Origin of the sequence: Sphingorhabdus sp. 109, assembly GCF_902506555.1 — a bacterium.
Classification (GTDB): domain Bacteria; phylum Pseudomonadota; class Alphaproteobacteria; order Sphingomonadales; family Sphingomonadaceae; genus Parasphingorhabdus.
Genome location: NZ_LR732707.1, coordinates 1593058 through 1611256 on the forward strand (window position 1 = coordinate 1593058; position 18199 = coordinate 1611256).

General features: G+C 60.7%; 17 protein-coding genes. All 17 read right to left on the reverse strand.

Annotated elements, in window-relative coordinates; genetic code table 11:
• Positions 1-49: 49 nt before the first annotated feature.
• Positions 50-931 (reverse strand): cell division protein FtsQ/DivIB, encoded by an 882-nt coding sequence (locus tag BOSE62_RS07555; protein ID WP_159643864.1) that lies wholly within the window; start codon positions 929-931, stop codon positions 50-52.
• Entirely contained in the window at positions 928-1860 is a 933-nt protein-coding gene (locus tag BOSE62_RS07560; protein WP_159643866.1) for a D-alanine--D-alanine ligase, read from the reverse strand. The genes BOSE62_RS07555 and BOSE62_RS07560 overlap by 4 nt, the downstream gene beginning before the upstream one ends.
• Positions 1857-2753, reverse strand: coding sequence for a UDP-N-acetylmuramate dehydrogenase (gene murB / locus BOSE62_RS07565; RefSeq protein ID WP_201295642.1), 897 nt, complete (start codon positions 2751-2753; stop codon positions 1857-1859). The genes BOSE62_RS07560 and murB overlap by 4 nt, the downstream gene beginning before the upstream one ends.
• Entirely contained in the window at positions 2750-4156 is a 1407-nt protein-coding gene (gene murC / locus BOSE62_RS07570; RefSeq protein ID WP_159643868.1) for a UDP-N-acetylmuramate--L-alanine ligase, read from the reverse strand. Before murC ends, murB begins: the two co-directional genes overlap by 4 nt.
• Positions 4153-5415, reverse strand: a complete 1263-nt coding sequence (murG, locus tag BOSE62_RS07575) for an undecaprenyldiphospho-muramoylpentapeptide beta-N-acetylglucosaminyltransferase (RefSeq protein WP_159643870.1) — start codon at positions 5413-5415, stop codon at positions 4153-4155. Before murG ends, murC begins: the two co-directional genes overlap by 4 nt.
• Positions 5412-6671: an FtsW/RodA/SpoVE family cell cycle protein gene (locus BOSE62_RS07580; RefSeq protein WP_159643872.1), complete on the reverse strand. Its 1260-nt coding sequence runs from the start codon at positions 6669-6671 to the stop codon at positions 5412-5414. Before BOSE62_RS07580 ends, murG begins: the two co-directional genes overlap by 4 nt.
• Positions 6668-8002: a UDP-N-acetylmuramoyl-L-alanine--D-glutamate ligase gene (gene murD, locus BOSE62_RS07585; RefSeq protein ID WP_159643874.1), complete on the reverse strand. Its 1335-nt coding sequence runs from the start codon at positions 8000-8002 to the stop codon at positions 6668-6670. Before murD ends, BOSE62_RS07580 begins: the two co-directional genes overlap by 4 nt.
• Positions 7999-9069 (reverse strand): phospho-N-acetylmuramoyl-pentapeptide-transferase, encoded by a 1071-nt coding sequence (gene mraY / locus BOSE62_RS07590; RefSeq protein WP_159643876.1) that lies wholly within the window; start codon positions 9067-9069, stop codon positions 7999-8001. The genes murD and mraY overlap by 4 nt, the downstream gene beginning before the upstream one ends.
• Positions 9069-10466, reverse strand: a complete 1398-nt coding sequence (locus BOSE62_RS07595) for a UDP-N-acetylmuramoyl-tripeptide--D-alanyl-D-alanine ligase (RefSeq protein WP_159647941.1) — start codon at positions 10464-10466, stop codon at positions 9069-9071. Before BOSE62_RS07595 ends, mraY begins: the two co-directional genes overlap by 1 nt.
• Positions 10463-11905: a UDP-N-acetylmuramoyl-L-alanyl-D-glutamate--2,6-diaminopimelate ligase gene (locus tag BOSE62_RS07600; protein ID WP_159647942.1), complete on the reverse strand. Its 1443-nt coding sequence runs from the start codon at positions 11903-11905 to the stop codon at positions 10463-10465. Before BOSE62_RS07600 ends, BOSE62_RS07595 begins: the two co-directional genes overlap by 4 nt.
• Positions 11892-13610 carry a peptidoglycan D,D-transpeptidase FtsI family protein gene (locus tag BOSE62_RS07605; RefSeq protein ID WP_159643878.1) on the reverse strand — a complete coding sequence of 573 codons (1719 nt, stop codon included), beginning with the start codon at positions 13608-13610 and terminating at the stop codon, positions 11892-11894. The genes BOSE62_RS07600 and BOSE62_RS07605 overlap by 14 nt, the downstream gene beginning before the upstream one ends.
• Complete coding sequence (locus tag BOSE62_RS07610) at positions 13607-14209, reverse strand: hypothetical protein (RefSeq protein WP_159643880.1); 603 nt, start codon at positions 14207-14209, stop codon at positions 13607-13609. Before BOSE62_RS07610 ends, BOSE62_RS07605 begins: the two co-directional genes overlap by 4 nt.
• Positions 14206-15153: a 16S rRNA (cytosine(1402)-N(4))-methyltransferase RsmH gene (rsmH, locus tag BOSE62_RS07615; RefSeq protein WP_159643882.1), complete on the reverse strand. Its 948-nt coding sequence runs from the start codon at positions 15151-15153 to the stop codon at positions 14206-14208. Before rsmH ends, BOSE62_RS07610 begins: the two co-directional genes overlap by 4 nt.
• Entirely contained in the window at positions 15150-15653 is a 504-nt protein-coding gene (locus BOSE62_RS07620; RefSeq protein WP_159643884.1) for a division/cell wall cluster transcriptional repressor MraZ, read from the reverse strand. Before BOSE62_RS07620 ends, rsmH begins: the two co-directional genes overlap by 4 nt.
• Positions 15654-15924: 271 nt before the next feature.
• Entirely contained in the window at positions 15925-16719 is a 795-nt protein-coding gene (locus BOSE62_RS07625; protein WP_159643886.1) for a Gldg family protein, read from the reverse strand.
• The gene (locus tag BOSE62_RS07630) at positions 16720-17091 is read right to left on the reverse strand and encodes a hypothetical protein (protein ID WP_236553900.1); all 372 of its coding nucleotides are present in this window, start codon (positions 17089-17091) and stop codon (positions 16720-16722) included.
• On the reverse strand, positions 17081-18076 hold the full coding sequence (locus tag BOSE62_RS07635) for a cysteine synthase A (RefSeq protein WP_159643890.1): 996 nt from the start codon (positions 18074-18076) through the stop codon (positions 17081-17083). The genes BOSE62_RS07630 and BOSE62_RS07635 overlap by 11 nt, the downstream gene beginning before the upstream one ends.
• Positions 18077-18199 lie beyond the last annotated feature (123 nt).

Genomic DNA, 18199 nt, shown 5'->3' on the forward strand with positions numbered 1-18199 from the left:
TATTCCTTCACCTCGATCATTGTCATCATGCCCCGCGCCTTCCCGTCGATCAACTGTCCGGATCAGCCGGTTCGTCCTTCGGCGGCATCCGCAGATAGGCCCGTTCCGCATCGCGCAGGTCGAAATGCACGACGCCGCGGCCGAGCAGCCGGTTGATACCATCCATGCGGGCAAAATTCAGCAGTGCTGCCGACGCCGTCTCCTCCCCTTCGGGCAGGGCCAGCGTTTCGCCGCTGTCGAATTCCAGATCCCAGCGCCGGTTACCGATCCAGCTCGCCCCGGTCACCATCGGACGCAGCGCCGGCGCGACGTCGAGAAGCGAGTCCAGCTGGGAAAATTTCAGATTGGCCTTCTTGCCGACGATCACCGGCAGGTCGGGCATTTCTTCGCGGGCAATTTCCTCGAGCGGATATCCCGTCCTGTCGATCAGCGAGAGCGTACCCTGATTTTGCCAGACGGCAACGGGCTCGCGTTCGACGATATCGACGATCAGCGTATCGGGCAGCCGCCGCGAAATCCGCGCGTCCTTGATCCAGCCATTGGACAGCAGGTCCTCGCGCACCTCGTCAATATCGACCAGCAGCATCGAACGGTCTTTCTGCGCCAGCGTAATTTCATAGACTTTCAGCTCGTCGATGCGGTTGACACCGGTCACCTCGACCCTTTTCACTTCGAAACCGGCATTGCCGACCGCTTCGGCAAGCTCGGTCCTGATCCGGTCATTGATGCCGGAATAATGCGCAACGCTATAGGCGCCGAGAATGAACACTGCCACCAGCCCCCAGGTCAGGCCCTTCTGAACCTGTTCTTCGGTGACGGGCATGGCGCGCAATATCCTGTCGAATACGGAAACCTGCTTGACCTTGCGTCCTGCCTGTTTCCGCGGCTTGCCCCTGGCCGGCCGGTTATTGCGTTTCCGGGTTGCTGTCATAGCGCTTCTCTCACGATTATCTCGACCAGCTCTTCATAGCTGATTCCCATCTGCTTCGCCTGCTCGGGTACCAAACTGAGCGGCGTCATGCCGGGTTGCGTGTTCGTTTCCAACACGAACAGACCTGCTGCGCCCTGCTCGTCATCCCAGCGGAAATCTGTGCGGGACGTCCCCTTGCATCCCAGAATCTTGTGGGCCCGAAGAGCATAGTCGAGGCATAGCTTCTCGATCTCGGCAGGAATTTCCGCAGGGCAGACATGTTGCGTCAGGCCCTCCGTATATTTGGCGGCATAATCGTAAAATCCCTGCGCGGTCCGCAACTCGGTCACGCACAGCGCCTTGTCGCCCAGCACAGCGGTTGTCAGCTCGCGACCCTTGACGAAGGGTTCGGCCAGAAGCTGGTCAAATTCCTGCCACGGCCCCTGTGCATCGCGGCTGATCGGATTGCCGTAATCGCTGTCGTCGGTGACGATCGCCACACCGACAGAAGATCCCTCGTTGACCGGCTTCAGGACATAGGGTCGCGGCAAGGGATCGGCCTCATACAGGCTGGCACTGGAAACAATCCGGCCCTTGGGCATCGGTATGCCCGCGGGCACCAGCTGCTGCTTGGTCAGTTCCTTGTCGATCGCGATCACCGAGGTGGCGAGACCGCTATGGGTATAGGGGATCTGCATCAGGTCGAGCATGCCCTGTACGCTGCCGTCTTCACCCGGCACGCCGTGCAGCGCGTTGAACACCACATCAGGCCGAAGAGCGGCGAGCACCTGCGCGACATTGCGGTCCATGTCGACACGGCTCACCTGATGGCCGTTTTTCTCGAGCGCATCGGCGACGCCATTGCCGCTGCTCAGCGATACTTCGCGTTCGGCGGACCAGCCGCCCATCAACACAGCGACGTGGAGTTTTTTTTCATTCCTAGCAGTCATGCTTCGTCCCCCACCCGCTGAATTTCCCAATGCAGTTCGATGCCCGAATGAGCCTTGACCCGCCTGCGCACTTCGTCGCCGAGCGCTTCGATGTCGGCAGATGTCGCGCCGCCGAGGTTCAGCAGGAAATTACAGTGTTTTTCAGACACTTGTGCCTGCCCGATTTGCAGACCACGGCAACCGGCTTCATCGACCAGCTGCCAAGCCTTTTTGCCTTCGGGATTTTTGAAGGTGGAGCCGCCGGTCTTGGAGCGCAGCGGCTGTGAGGCTTCGCGTTCATCGCCAATACGCTTCATTTCGGCGCCGATAATCGCCGGATCGCCGGGTTCACCGACCATGGTCGCGCTGACCACAATCGCGCCGTCGGGTAGCGCCGAATGGCGATAGCTGTAGCCCATGTCGGCCAGCGGGATCGTCATCCGATCACCGTTGCGCAGGATCACCTCGGCGCTCTGCAATATGTCGCAGACTTCGCGGCCATAGGCGCCGGCGTTCATGCGGACGGCGCCGCCGATCGTGCCGGGAATGCCGCGCAGAAATTCCATTCCGGCAATGCCGTGATCGCGGGCGCTGCTAGCCGCCGAAATGCCCGGCGCACCGGCGCCGCAGCGTAGTGTCAGCCCATCTGCTTCGATCGATGCAAAGGCCTTGCCCAATCTGACCACCACGCCCCGGATGCCCCCGTCGCGGATAATCAGATTGGACCCCAGGCCAAGCGGCCAGACCGCAATCGCCGGATCGAGATCGCGCAGAAATTGCTGCAGATCATCAATATCCTTCGGTTCAAACAGCCATTGCGCAGAGCCGCCGCTCTTGAACCAGACGAGCTGGGCCAGTGGCGCGTTTTCAGTCAGCTTGCCGCGGGTTTGGGGCATGGTGGCAATCGCGCTCATTTTCGGGCCTCGGCAATATTATCTGCGAGCGCAGCGGCCCATTTGGTGATGTCCCCTGCCCCGAGGCAGATGATCATGTCTTCAGGCTGCGCTTCCTGCGCCAGTCGCTCGGCGAGAGCCTTCTGGTCCGCAACGGTCTCGGCGAGACGATGGCCTCGTGTTTTCAGGCCGGTGACCAGTGCCTCGCTGTCAATGCCTTCGATCGGATCTTCGCCGGCGACATAGACCGGGGTCACAAACACCATGTCGGCATCGTTGAAGGCGCCCTGGAATTCTTCCATATGGTCGCGAAGGCGGGTGAAACGGTGCGGCTGGACCACGGCGATCACGCGGCCTTGCGCACCTTCGCGCGCGGCCGACAGCACGGCCTGTATCTCGACCGGATGATGACCATAATCGTCTATGATCGTCACGCCATCGACTTCGCCAACCTTGGTGAAGCGCCGCTTGACGCCGCCGAATTGATCGAAGCCCTTGGCGATCTGTTCGTCGCTGATTCCCATTTCCAGCCCGACCGCCACGGCAGCAATCGCGTTCTGGACATTGTGACGGCCCGGCATCGGCAGTTCGATACCGGTGATCCGCCGGGTCTCGCCATCGCGGTCGCGGACATCGACGTCGAAACGGTTGCCGCCCGGAACCGGCGTGACATTGATCCCCTTGACGTCCGCCTGGGCGGAGAAACCATAAGTGATGATCCGCCGGTCGCGGATGCGCGGCAGCAGGGCCTGGACCTCGGGATGGTCAATGCACAGGATCGCAGCGCCGTAAAAGGGCACATTTTCGACAAATTCGAGGAAACTGTCCTTGATCTTGTCGAAGCTGCCATAATGGTCGAGATGTTCGGCATCGATATTGGTGACAACCGCGATCGTGCCGTCGAGCCGCAGGAAACTGCCGTCGCTTTCGTCGGCCTCGATCACCATCCACTCGCCGGCGCCGAGCCGGGCGTTGGAGCCATATTGGTTGATGATCCCGCCGTTGATCACGGTCGGATCAATGCCACCCGTATCCAGCATGGCCGCGACCATCGAGGTGGTGGTCGTCTTGCCATGGGTACCGGCTATCGCAATGGTCGATTTCAGCCGCATCAGCTCGGCGAGCATTTCCGCCCGGCGCACCAACGGTATCCGGCTGGCCAGCGCCGCTTCCACTTCCGGATTGCCGCGCTTGACCGCGGTCGAGGTCACGACCACCGCCGTGCCCTCGACATTTTCGGCGCTATGGCCAATTTTCACGTCAATACCCCTGGCGCGCAGGCCTTCTACAACATAGCTCTCGGCAATATCGCTGCCCTGCACCTGATAGCCGAGATTGTGCATGACCTCGGCAATGCCGGACATGCCGATGCCGCCGATACCGACGAAATGGATTGTCCCGATATCGGTGCCAACACCCTTCACTGCACGCCATCCTTTGCCAGTGCTTCCTTGCGAGCCGTCAGCCTTTGCGGCGCCGCATTCCCGGCTTTCATTGTCTTGCCCAGCGGAGAAGTCCCGATGCTCTCGACCAGGTCAGCCAGATCGCTCACCGCTTCAGGGCGTCCGCAGGATCTTGCGCAGCGGGCGGCATTTTCCAGCGCGCCGGTGCTCAAGGCGATTTTCTGGATCTGTTTGACCATCGCCCCGCGCATCTTGTCCAGCGCGGCGGATTGCTGCAGGCGCAGCTTGTTGGTCTTGTCGTCGCTGCCGCTGTCGAAATTCCGTGTCGTGATAGCGGGCTGCCGGATAACCCGGGCGCCGCCCGCCGCCACCATTTCCTTGACATTGTAAGTCTGATGATCATCCATCGCGCTGGGAAGCGGGATCAGGATCGCCGGCCGGCCGGCCGTGGTCAGCTCGGCAATGGTCGAAGCCCCTGCCCGGCCGATAACCAGATGCGCCCAGCCCAGCCGGTCCGGCAGATCGGGCAGATAGGTGGCCAGCTCTGCCGGAATATCATGTTCGGCATATTTCGCCCGCACCCGCTCGATATCGTCTTCCCGGCATTGCTGGGTAATCTGCAGACGGCGGCGCAAATGCACCGGCAACATCGCCATGGCATCCGGCACGACATCGGAAAGAATGGAGGCACCCTGGCTGCCGCCGGTCACCAATACGCGGAAAATTCCGTCTTCGGCCAGAACCGGATAACGTTCGTCGCGCAGCGCCACGACTTCCTCGCGCACCGGATTGCCGACCAGATGGACCTTTTCCTGATATTTCGGCTTGATCCGCAGCACGTCGGGATAGGCCGTGGCTATGGCGTTGACCGAACGGGATGCGAGCCGGTTGACCCGGCCGAGGACCGCATTCTGTTCGTGCACGATCGTCGGTATGTCCTTGCTGTTCGCAGCGAGCAGCGCGGGATAGGCCGGATAGCCGCCGAAGCCGACAACCGCCGACGGCTGGAATGTATCATATAGCTGCATCGCCATCCGGCGCCCTTTCAGGATAGCGCGCGTTCCGCCAACCCAGCTGCGCGGGTCCTTGGTAATCCGGCCGGCGGGCAGGACATGCACCTGCGCCTCTTCGATCATGCCGGGTATTTTCGCGCCGCGTTCATCGGTAATCATCGCGACCCGGTGACCGCGCAGAACCAGTTCCTTGGCCAGCGCATAGGCAGGGATCATATGCCCACCGGTGCCGCCAGCTGCCAGAACATAATGTTTCGAAAAACTCATACCGCTATCCGTCCTTGCTCAGGCCATGCCGAGACATATTGTGAGCGGTCAAGATACGGGTTTCGGCGGGTAAATGCGAGCAAAAGTCCAACCCCGATACACAAGGCGATTATGGACGAGCCGCCGTAGCTGATGAACGGCAGCGTCATGCCCTTGGACGGAAAGAGTTGCAGATTGACCGCCATGTTGATCAGCGCCTGTCCGCCGAACTGAGCGGTCAGGCCGGTGACAGCGAGAATGATGAAATTATCCTCTTCGTCCAGCAGCCGCAGGAACACCCGCACGATGATCGCCAGATAGACAAGCGCGATCGCCATGCAGGCGAGCAGGCCGAATTCTTCGCCGATAACCGAGAAGATATAGTCGGTATGCGCTTCCGGCAGCTTGAATTTGGCGCTGCCCAGACCGGGTCCGGTGCCGAGCAGACCACCGCCGGTGAGCGCCTTGTGGGCAAACATCACCTGGTCAAATTCGCCGCCGCCGAACAGCCAGGCGTTGATCCGCTGGGTTGCGACAGGATAGAGGAAATAAGCGCCGACCAGGCCGCCGGCACCGACGACGGCAATGCCGGCGATCAGGCGGGCAGACAGGCCGGAGACGGTCATCACCGCGAACCAGATGCCACAGATCAGGATGGTCTCGCCCAGATTAGGTTGCATCATCATCAGGATGGCGATGATTCCCGTCAGGACCACCGACAGCGAGATCACCGGCAGGGCCGGGTCCTTGATCCGGAGTGACAAAAGCCAGGCCAGCGAAACCGCATAGAGCGGTTTGAGAAATTCACCAGGCTGGATAGTGGCAAAGCTGTAGCCGATCCAGCGCTGGGCACCATTGACCGATTTCCCGAACACCGGGACCAGAAACAACAATATGAAAACGGCCAGCGCCGCGAGAATGGCAAACCGGCGGGCCTGCTCCTTCGGCAGCATCGAAATCACCAGCATCACCGGAATGCCGATCACGACCCAGCCTAGCTGCCGGTAGAAATAATAGAGCGGTTCGACGGTAACCGAAGCGGTGCTCTGCTTCAGCGCGGTAACCGGAGAGGCGGCGGCGACCGCGATCAGGCCGATGGCGATCAGGGTGAGAATCAGCCCGAGCAGTACCCGGTCGAGTTCCCAGAACCAGATGGCAAGCGGCGAACGATCGCTCCGTCCGAACCGCGACTGCAGCTGGAAACGCTTTTTCTTCAGCGCGCCGGAAATTTCCGGAAGCGGCTGTGCCGGCCCTGTCTGCTGCTCAGATATGCTCATCCAATTGCCTCCCCGGTCGCGGTTCCGATCAGATTTTTCTCGATCACCGAATTGACAGCGCTGCGGAAACAATTGCCACGCGCTTCAAAATCGCGGAACTGGTCAAAGGAAGCGCAGGCCGGCGAGAGCAGCACCACTTCCCCGGGCTGCGCATTGGCAGCGGCCCGTTGCACGGCGGTGAGGATCATTTCACAGGATTCAACCGGCACATGTCCGGTCAGCAATTTTTCAAACAGGGGGCCGGCTTCGCCTATCGTATAGGCCCGGACGACATTTCGGTAGAACGGTTCGCATTCGGTCAGCCTGTCGCTTTTCGGCAGACCGCCAAGGATCCAGTGGATTTTCGGATAAGCCCCGAGGGCCGGACCGGTCGACGCCGGATTGGTTGCCTTGCTGTCGTTGACGAACAGCACACCATTGGCTTCGGCAATGCGCTCCATCCGGTGTGGCAGACCGGCAAAGGCGGCCAGCGCCGGACGCCATTGCTCTTCGCCAATGCCCAGCGCCTCGACCGTGGCGATCGCAGCGATCGCGTTCTGGAAATTGTGCGGTCCCTGCAGCGAGGGCCAGTCCGGCTGCCCCGCAACCTCGACATTGCTGGTGTCGAAAATATTCTTCACCCGCCCAAGATCGCGCAATCCGTGCAGCGCCAATTGGGTCTTCTCGTCACCACTGGCAAAGATCGCGGCATGATCGGACCCCAGCATGTCGAACAGTCGGGCCTTGGAGGCCGCATAGGCATCAAAACTGTCATAACGGTCAAGATGATCCGGGCTGATATTGAGCAACAGCGCAACGTCGCAGTCGAGGCTATTGGTAAGGTCGATTTGGTAACTGGAAAGCTCCAGCACATAGACACCGCCTTCGGGCAGCGGTTCCTGCGACAGAATCGGCACGCCAATATTGCCGCCCATGACGGAAGGCAGGCCGGCATGCTGCAATATATGGTGAACCAGAGCGGTTGTGGTTGATTTGCCGTTGGTGCCGGTGATCCCGACCACACGGTGCGCCGGCAGCGCAGACCGGGCCTGCGCGAACAGTTCGATATCGCCGATAATCGGAACGCCGTCCGCTTTCGCCTTTTGCGCAATCGGGTGGTTGTTGAGCGGGACGCCCGGCGACACGACGATAGCGTCATAGCCGGTCAGGTCGCTTTCCAGCGGATCGGCGATCAGCGCCTTGTCGGAAACGCTGTTGCGCAATTCCTCCCGATTGTCCCACGCGAGCAGTTCCGCGCCACTCGCGTGCAGGCTTTCCAGTACCGCCATGCCGGACCGGGCCAGTCCGAGAATGGCATAGCGCTTTCCGGCAAAGACGGGAGAGACAATCATCTGAGTTTCAACGTCGCCAATCCGGCCAGCGCGAGCACCAGACTGATGATCCAGAAGCGGATCACGATGGTGGATTCGGACCAGCCAAGCTGTTCGAAATGGTGATGGATCGGCGCCATGCGGAACACCCGGCGACCGGTCCGTTTGAAGAAGAAGACCTGGACGATCACCGACACGGCTTCGAGCACGAACAGACCGCCGACCAGCGCCAGCACGATTTCATGGTGGATGGAAACAGCAATCGCGCCGAGCGCCCCGCCGAGCGCGAGACTGCCGGTATCGCCCATGAAAACAGCGGCCGGCGGCGCGTTGAACCACAGAAACGCAAGGCAGGCGCCAATCACGCAGGCACAGAAAATCGCCAGCTCGCCGGCTCCGCGGACGAAGGGAATGCCAAGATATTCGGAGAAAACCGCATTGCCGGACAGATAGACGAGCACCAGGAACGTGGCGCTGGCGATGACCACCGGCATGGTGGCAAGACCGTCGAGACCGTCGGTCAGATTGACCGCGTTACCGGCGCCGACAATCACGAACATCGCGAAGGGGATATAGAAATAGCCAAGGTCAATCTGCACATCGTTGAAAAAGGGCACATAGAGGCTGGTGCCGATCTGCTCGACGATCAGCCAGGTGGCAAAACCGGCAACCGCAAATTCCAGCAGCAGCCGGACCCGGCCGGGAACGCCCTTGTGACTGGCTTTGCGGACCTTGTCATAATCGTCCATGAAGCCAATCGCGCCAAAACCGAGCGTCACGAAAATACAGGCCCAGACAAACATGTTGCTTAGGTCCATCCAGAGCAGCAGCGAGGTCACCACAGAAATCAGGATCATCAGGCCGCCCATGGTCGGCGTTCCCGCCTTCTTGAGATGGGTGATCGGCCCGTCTTCGCGGATCGGCTGGCCCTTGCCCTGCCGCATGCGCAGCATGTTGATGAACTTGGGGCCGATCAGCAGCCCGATGAACAGCGATGTCGATATGGCCGCACCCGAGCGAAAGCTCAGATAGCGGAAGACGTTGAAAATACCTTCGAACTCAAGCCATTGGGCCAGCAAATAAAACATCAATACTCCCCGCTTACCAGCGCGGAAACCGCGGAGGAAAGTCCCAGATAATTTGAACCCTTGACCAGAAGGATATCCCCGTCGCCGAGCGATTTTGCGACCTCGGCCAGCGCGTCCGAAGCACTTGCCGCATGTGACATTTTCACGCCCCGATCAAGGCCCTGTTCAAGTTTCGCGGCAGTATGTGCCATATCCTCGCCGACCAAGATGATGGCTTTGGCGCCGGTCAGCAGAATATCATCGGCCAGAGCCGAGTGATAGTGCGCCGATTGCTCGCCCAGCTCGCCCATCGCGCCCAACAGGAGGATCTTCTGGCCGGTGCAGGGCTCGCTGGTAAAATGTTGCAAGGTCGCTTTCATCGATGCCGGATTGGCATTGTAGCTCTCGTCGATAACCGTCGCTGTGCCACCGGACTTCAGCGAGACGAGATGCCGCCGGCCACGCCCGTCGATGCCGCTCATTTCGGCGAGCGCCAGCCCGGCCGTGGCGAGATCGCCATCGACCGCGCGCACGGCAGCCAATATCGCCAGCGAATTGGATACCCAGTGACGCCCCGCCTCGGCTATCGTGAAGCAGAGGCTCCGGTCGCCCAGTTTCGCCGTGACCAGCGACCCGCCTCGGGGGGCCGCCACCACATCTATCGCGCGGACATCGGCTCCGGCATCAAAACCAAAGGATATCACATGCTCTGCATGGCGCTCGGCCTTTTTCCGCAGCCGCGCACAATGCGGGCTGTCATGCGGGATGATCGCGGTGCCGCCGGGCATGAGGCCTTCGAATATCTCGGCCTTGGCATCGACGATACCAAGCTCGCCATTGGCAAAATTGCCGATATGGGCCGGCGCAATCGCGGTGATGAGCGCGGCATGCGGGCGCACCAGACGAGTCAGCGCCGAGAGTTCATGGGCATGATTCATACCCATTTCGAAAATGCCATATTGGGTATCTTCCGGCATCCGCGACAGGCTGAGCGGGACACCGACGTGATTATTATAGCTTTTGACCGAACGATGGGCCTTGCCGAAGGAACAGCGGTCGAGCGCGGCAAATAGAGCCTCCTTGGTGCCGGTTTTGCCGACCGATCCGGTCACCCCGATGATTTTCGTGTCTGTCCGGCTCCGCGACGCAATGGCCAGCGAATCAAGCGCCTTTACGGTGTCGGATACCAGGATATGGGGTCCGTCCACCGGCTGGCTGACAATTGCGCCAGCAGCGCCGGAGGCGAAGGCCTGCTCGACGTGCAGATGACCGTCGCTATGCTCGCCCTTGAGCGCGACAAACAGATCCCCCGGTCCGATTTCACGCGAGTCAAAGGCGACTCCGGCTACGGCAAAATCACCACTGGCCTTGCCGGCCACTGCGTCCGCGATCGCGGCGGATGTCCACAGTTCCGTCACAACGGCTGCGCTCCGGCGCATTCTCTCGCCACTTCGACATCGTCGAAAGGAATGACGCGATCGCCAATGATCTGCCCCTGCTCATGACCTTTGCCAGCGAGCAGGATGATGTCCTGCGGACCGGCCAGTGCGATTGCTCTCGCAATCGCGGTGCGGCGATCCGCCACTTCCTCGGCGCCGCTGGCTCCGGCCATGATTTCGGCGCGGATGGTGGAGGGATCCTCGCTGCGCGGATTGTCGTCGGTAACGATGACAAGATCAGATGTTTCGACGGCTATGGCGCCCATTTCCGGACGTTTGCCCTTGTCGCGGTCACCACCTGCCCCGAAAACCGTGATCAGCCTGCCGGACACATGCGGCCGCAGCGCTGCGATCGCAGCGCGCAGGGCATCCGGCGTATGGGCATAATCCACATAGAGCGGTGCCCCTGCCCGGGTGATGACCGCCCGCTCCATCCGGCCGCGCACCGGCTGCACGCGCTGCATATGGTCAAATATATTGTCAAGCTTGCCGCCGGTGGCCAGCACGATGGCCGCTGCGCAAAGGATATTGGCGGCCTGATAGGCACCGATCAGCGGCAGCGAAATCCGGTGGGTATTGCCCTCGGCCTTGACCATCAGAACCTGGCCCAGATGAGTGGGCGTCTGCGACACCAGTCTCAACGTCTCTCCCTGTTCGCCGACGGTCAGCAGTTGCAGCCCGCGATCCTTCGCCCGCTCGATCGCCTTGCCCGACCATGGCTCGTCGTCGGCCCAGATGACAGCGGTACCGTCGCTTTCGACGACCTCGTCGAACAGCCGCATCTTGGCTTCAAAATAGCTTTCCATATCACCATGATAGTCGAGATGATCACGGCTCAGATTGGTGAATGCGGCGACATCAACCGGCAGACCTTCGGTGCGATATTGCGACAGTCCGTGGCTCGACGCTTCGAATATTGCATGACTGACGCCTTCTCTGGCCAGGCCGGACATGTTGGAAAGGAAGGTCACGATATCCGGTGTGGTCAGGCCCGTCTTGACCTGATCATCCGCTGTCGTGACGCCCAGCGTACCGATCGAGGCACTGTTGCAGCCGTCCATTCGCCACAGCTGCCGGGTCAGTTCCGCCGTCGAGGTCTTGCCATTGGTCCCGGTCACCGCCGCCACATGGGCCGGTGTCGGCGTGTAATAACGCGCCGCCATCCGGGCGAACAGGCGCCGCGGCTCTTCATCATGAACAGGGAGTGCACCCTCGACAATGGTGCCAGGTAGCGCGACCACGGCAATGGCTCCGGCGGCAACCGCAGCCTCGATAAATTCTTCGCCGTTGAACCGGGCACCACGGAAGGCACCGAATATATTGCCGGGTGCGATCTTGCGATGATCGATGGCAAAGCCGGTAACCGCCTGCTCGCCGGCCTCGCCTTCCACTCCGGGTACCAGATTATTCAGTCGCATCATTCGGTTCTTTGGCTGTGCTTTTGGGCTTCCAGAGGAGCGGCGTCAATTCGGATACGTCAACATCGCGATGATCATCGGGAACCACGCCCAGCATCGGCCCGACGCGGGACACGACCTTTTTGACAATCGGGGCAGCCGTCCAGCCGGCTGTCCGCTGGAAGGATGTTTCGGCGGTTCCCTTGGGTTCGTCGAGCATGGCGATAACGACATAGCGCGGATTGTCCATCGGGAAAGCGGCAGCAAAGGTCGAAACCAGCGACGTCTTGTTGTAACCCCCCTCGGAAGGCTTTTCCGCCGAACCGGTCTTTCCGCCGATCCGGTAGCCTGGCGCATCGGCCTTGCGGCCGGTTCCATCCGAAACAATCATCCGCAGCAATTGCCGCATACGGGCGCTGGTCGCAGCCTTGAACACGCGGCGGCCCTTGGCTTCCTCGCCCGGCTCGACCTTCAGCAAGGTCGCCGGACGCCAGATGCCGCCGTTGACCATGGCTGCATAAGCGCTGGCAAGATGCAGCGGAGTCACGGCAATGCCATGCCCGTAGGCCACCGTCATATTGGTCACCCGACCCCAGTTGCGGGGCCACAGCGGGTGTCCCCGTTCAAACAGTTCGATATGGGGCCGTTCGTCAAAACCGAGCCGGCGGAACATATTCTCCATTGATTCCCTCCCCAGATTGTCGGCAATCCGGGCGGTAACGATATTCGAACTGTGCACCAGCGTTTCCGGCACGTTGAGATAGCGGTTCTGGCTGTGGTCGTCCTTGATCGTGAAGCCGCCGACCTTGATCGGCTCCATCGCATTATAGCGCACCGCCAGGTCCGTCACCGTGCCGGCGTCGAGCGCGGCGGCGATCGTCAGCGGCTTGAAGGTTGAACCGAGTTCGAAAACGCTCTGGGTCACTTCGTTATTCTGGTGCTTCATCGACGCCCGGCGGATCTTGTTCGGATCAAACAATGGCAGCGAAGCCAGCGCCATGACTTCACCGGTCTGGACATCGAGAATAATCCCTGCAGCGCCGCGCGCCTCGGTCATGATCATCGCATCCTGAAGCTCGCTTTCCAGCGCCGCCTGGGCCCGGCTGTCGATCGACAATGTCGACGGAGTGCCGCGCAGCTTCTCGTCAAGAAGACGGTCGTTCAGCGCCCGCTCCATTCCCATAACGCCTTTCCCGTCGGCGTCGACATAGCCAAGCACATGCGCCGCCAAGGCGCGCTGCGGATAGAGCCGCTCGTCCTCGCGGGGAAATTCGATACCGATTTCGCCGAGCGCATGGATCTGCTTGACCTCTTCGGGAAGCGCCCGGCGGCGAAGATAGGTTGGATGGGAACCGTTCAGCTTGTCCAAGAAATAGTCTGCGCTCGTATCCGGGAAAATAGCCGACAGCTGTCGCGCCAGAACATCCTTGTCGCCCAGCACCCGTGCCGGCACCACCCGAACCGCATAGCCCAGGATTGTCCGGGCCAGCGGCACGCCGTTGCGGTCGACAATATCGCCACGCGGTGGCACGAAGGCACTGCTGGACGGACGATGGGGCGTCGCATCTTCCAATATCGTCAGACTGATCAGCCGCCCGACAATGATCGTGAATGCGGCCAGAAACACCAGCAGCAGGATCATCAGCCGGAAATGCGCATTCGCGGTAATTTCCTTCGCTTTTCCCGAAAACTGCACCTTCTTGCTGCTGGCCAGAAGCATCGTCATTCGGTCAGGCTTTCGATTTTCTCGGCAATCGCCTTGCGGCCAAGATCACGGACCAATCCGTCGTCGAGCAGCTTGTCTTCGATATGCGCCACCCTAGTGGTGCGGGCCTGCGCCGCTCCCACAGTCTTGGCCGGACCGCTGTTCGTCACGGCCTGCGCAATACCCGGCCGACTGCCGATCGCGCTGCCGTCGGCATTACGGTCTTGCGCCCTGGCGGTGCCGAACACCGAACCGATAATCCCGGCCGGCCTGACGCCTTCCATTGAACTGATCACGGCAACCTGCACCGGCTTGCGCAGATCCTTGCCGCCGAGGTTGGCCAGCGCTCTTTCGCCGTCCAGATATTGCGAGGCTTGCGGCGAGGCATAGCCGAATTCGAGCTTGTTCCAGTCCTCCAGCTGGCGCAGGTTGGCGCGCGCGCTGAATTCCGTTTCCAGATAGCGGATATCCTTTTTGATCTCGACAATCTTGCGGTCCGTGCGCGCGAGATCGCTGCGCAAAGTCGCCACGCTGAGCGAGAGCGGGTACAGCAAGATCGCCACCAGAAAGACCAGAGCAAGCCATCCCATGCCTTCGAGGCGTTTGATCGCCAGCTTCATGATCCGCCACCATTGGCAACCGGTGCGTCTGTGCGCACCGCCGATCTGAGGGTGGCGGAGCGGGCCCGGGGATTAAGAGCCTGCTCCGCCCCGGCCGGACGCACCGCTTTGGCTGGTTTATGAAAGGTGGGTGCCGGCCGTGTCTCGTTAACCTGAGGTAAGTGCCGGGAGCCGGCGGATTTCTGTCCGCTACGGTCCCGCAGAAAATTCTTGACGATGCGATCTTCGAGGCTGTGAAATGTGACAACCGCCAGCCGGCCGCCGGGCTGCAGCAGCTTTTCGGCTGCGGCCAGACCGTCTTCGAGCTCGCCCAGTTCGCGATTGATGTGGATGCGGATCGCCTGGAACGTGCGGGTGGCCGGATCCTTCTTGTCGCCGGCGCGATAGCCCAGCGCCTTGCGGACCACTTTCGCCAGCTCGGATGTACGGCTAAGCGGCCGCGCCTCGACAATCGCCTTGGCGATCCGCCGTGACCGGCGCTCCTCGCCGTAGCGATAGATGACATCGGCGATCATCTCTTCATCCGCTTCGTTGAGAAAATCTGCCGCGCTTTCGCCGTCCCGCGCCATGCGCATGTCGAGCGGACCATCTTTCTGAAAGGAAAAGCCTCGCTCGGCCTGATCCAGCTGCATAGAGGAAACGCCGATATCGAGCGTGACACCGTCGATCTCGTTATCGACCAGTATCTCGGCCATTTCGGAATAGCGGGCGTGGTGGAGGGTCAACCGGCCCTGAGCCTCGTCAACCATCTGCTGACCGGCAGCAATCGCATCGGGGTCCTGGTCAAAAGCGTGAACCTGCGCGCCGGCTTCCAGCATCGCCGAACTGTAGCCGCCGGCACCAAATGTTCCGTCAACATGCGTCTCTCCGGGAGCAATGGCGAGCGCATCAACGACTTCATTGATCAGCACGGGTATATGGCGGGCATCTGCAACAGGGGTCATTTCTGCTTCCCTCCGCCCTTTTCGCCGGCTTCTTTCAGATGATATTCGACCAGACGGCGGTCAACCGGCACATCGTCGGTGGTGTCGAGCAGCGTCTGCGGATCCCACAGACAGAAGGTCGTACCGATACCGTGGAACAGGACGTTATTCTGCAGATTGCCGATATCGCGCAGTTGCGGCGGCAAGATGAAGCGGCCGCTGGCGTCAAAGCTCAGGTCCTGCAGCGATGAGAACTTGCGGGCACCGGCGGCATCCTTGTCGAAGCTTTCGCCGCGCGCGATCGCCGCTTCCCACTGCTTGTCGATTTCGGCGAGCATGTCGGCCTTGCGGCTGAGGCCAAAGCCGACCAGGCAATCCCATTTCTCGTGGGTGCCGAGGCAGAGTGTCCGGCCATCGCTGCTTTCCACCAGATTTTTGCGCAGAAATGCCGGGACCGAAAGACGACCCTTGTCGTCTATCGCCGATATTGCAGAGCCTGAATATGCATATGCAACTGACACCGTGGAAATCCCTCATCCGAACCGGGGCCAAAGCTCTCCCCCCTCCAGAAGTGCGTTTTCCAGCGCCTTTCCGAAAACCAGAATCCGGACAGGAAGAATACCCCGATAACAAATATTAGCTAACAGGGGTGAGCGCGGGATAAAAGGGCTTTTTACGGGATTTTATGGGAATGACTTATTAAGTCATTGTTTTTCCTACATTTAAAAATCAGGCAATCCGGCCACCCTTCCGGGCCGTTGCGCCCGCTTTTCAAAAATGCCCTGCATATCGTCATTTCCGGCGAACATCGGCATCGCCATATTGCTGCACCAGTGCATCAATGAAGCGCACCGCGCCGCTTTTCCGCGGCGATTCAAGCGCTGGCGCGGGCCAGAGCCCCGCATCGAGAAAATCGGCATCGGCAACGATGGTCGCCTGCCCCTGCCCTACCGTACATTGCACGAGAAAAGCGGCCTCGCCCCAGTCGCAGTCAACGCCGGATACCTCCTGACCATCGGCTGAACGCTCGATCTTTCCCACGCCACGACTGGCGAAATGATGATCACCAACGCGAAGAAGTTCGACCGCCGCGCCGTGGTCATGACCGCCAACAAGCTCCAGCCCCCAGTGACCGAGCAGTGGCGAAAGCAGGCCGGTGGCCAAAGGCCGCTGCGGATCGCCAAGCGGCAGCCGGGATGGCCAGACCAGATCGGGGTCGGTGAGAATGATGGCGGCTCCCCCTGCCCTGACCCAGGCATCAAGATCGTTCAGATCGGCCGGATCCATCGCCCGCGGCTGGACGAGCAGGAGAATGTCCGGGTTTTCCTCCGCCAGATTTTCCAGACTGTCGACCGCGGTCATATCATAATGTTGCTGCCAATAGCGGTAGACCGGTGCCGGCTCCGATCCACCGGAGAGAATCGATTCCACAGAAGCGCCATCACCCCATATCAAAGGCAGGCTTGTCATCAGCTGGATACGGAAGCGGGGTTGCTGGGAATCGGGCGGCGATTCCGCGGCGCTGCATTGCGCGAGAAACAGGAGCGCGAGAAGGGCCGACGGAACCTTCTGCCAAAAATGCGCCAACTAGCGCTGCTCCCGATCCATTGGTGCACCCAGATTGGGATCGGGCCTCAGGTCCGGGACGGTCTGTCCAGGCAGATTTGCCGCAGGATTTTGGGCTTCTGCCTTGCCCCCTCCCGATGCCGGTGCCGGCGTAATGCCCAGTTCGGCCAGCGGTTCGGCCGGCTTGCCTTCCGGGACAGTGGCAACCGGCGGGACGGTACCGGTTGCTTCTGCCTGCATTTCCTCGATAACCGTCTGTTCGTCGCTGGCGCGCTGGATGATGAAATTGGCGACGCTGACCAGCAACAGCACCGCGGCCAGTCCGACGACACCGACCTGAATGCGCTGCATCGTGTCCTGACGACCGGAATTTGGCGGCTTCCTACCCATCATTATCGAGCCACGGGAACACGGGCAGTCCCTTTTCCTTCAGCCAGGCGGCGTTATATAGCGAGGAGAGATAGCGGAACCCGGTATCGCAGAGGATCGTTGCAATCCGGCTGCCAGGCCCCAGTTCCTTGCCCAGCGCAATCGCACCGGCGACGTTGATACCCGACGACATGCCAAGACAAAGGCCCTCTTCCATCAGCAGCCGTTCGACCCAGACCAGAGCCTCCTCGTCGGAAATGCGATATTGCAAATCCACCGGCGCGTCTTCGAGATTGCCGGTGATCCGGCCCTGCCCGATGCCCTCGGCGACGCTACTGCCTTCGGACTTCAACTCGCCATGGGCGTAATATTCGTAAAGCGCTGCACCGTGCGGGTCCGATAATGCGATGGTTATCTTTTCATTCTTCGCCTTCAGCCCCATGCCGACGCCTGCCAGCGTCCCGCCGGTTCCGACGGCACAGGTAAAGCCGTCAATCTTGCCGTCCATCTGGTCCCAGATTTCCTCGGCAGTGGTTTCGATATGCGCGCGTCGGTTGGCGACATTGTCGAACTGGTTGGCCCAGATCGCGCCTTCGGTTTCTTCTGCCAGGCGGCGTGAGGTATGGACGAAATGACCGGGGTTTGAATAAGGCGCAGCCGGCACGGTGATCAGCTCGGCGCCGAGCGCGCGCAGCGTATCCATCTTCTCCCGGCTCTGGGTCTCCGGCATGACGATGGTCGACTTATAGCCCTTGGCATTGGCCACCAATGCTATGCCGATGCCGGTATTGCCGGCGGTTCCCTCGACAATCCGTCCTCCCGGCTTCAGCAGGCCGCGTTCTTCCGCATCCTGAATGATGAACAGCGCGGCGCGATCTTTCACCGATGCGCCGGGATTGGCAAATTCGCACTTGCCGTAAATGTCGCAACCGGCAGCTTCACTGGGTCCGGAGAGGCGGACGAGCGGCGTATTGCCGATCAGTTCGAGAGTGTTTGGAATGATGCTCATGGGCAATACATAGTGCGCGGGTTTTCGCGCCGCAAGCTTGAAGCTTTTGCAGGGGTAATAGCATGGCTTTAGTCTACCGCCGGCAAGGGCCAGTCTGCAGAAAAATTGTTCGTGCGCAGTTAC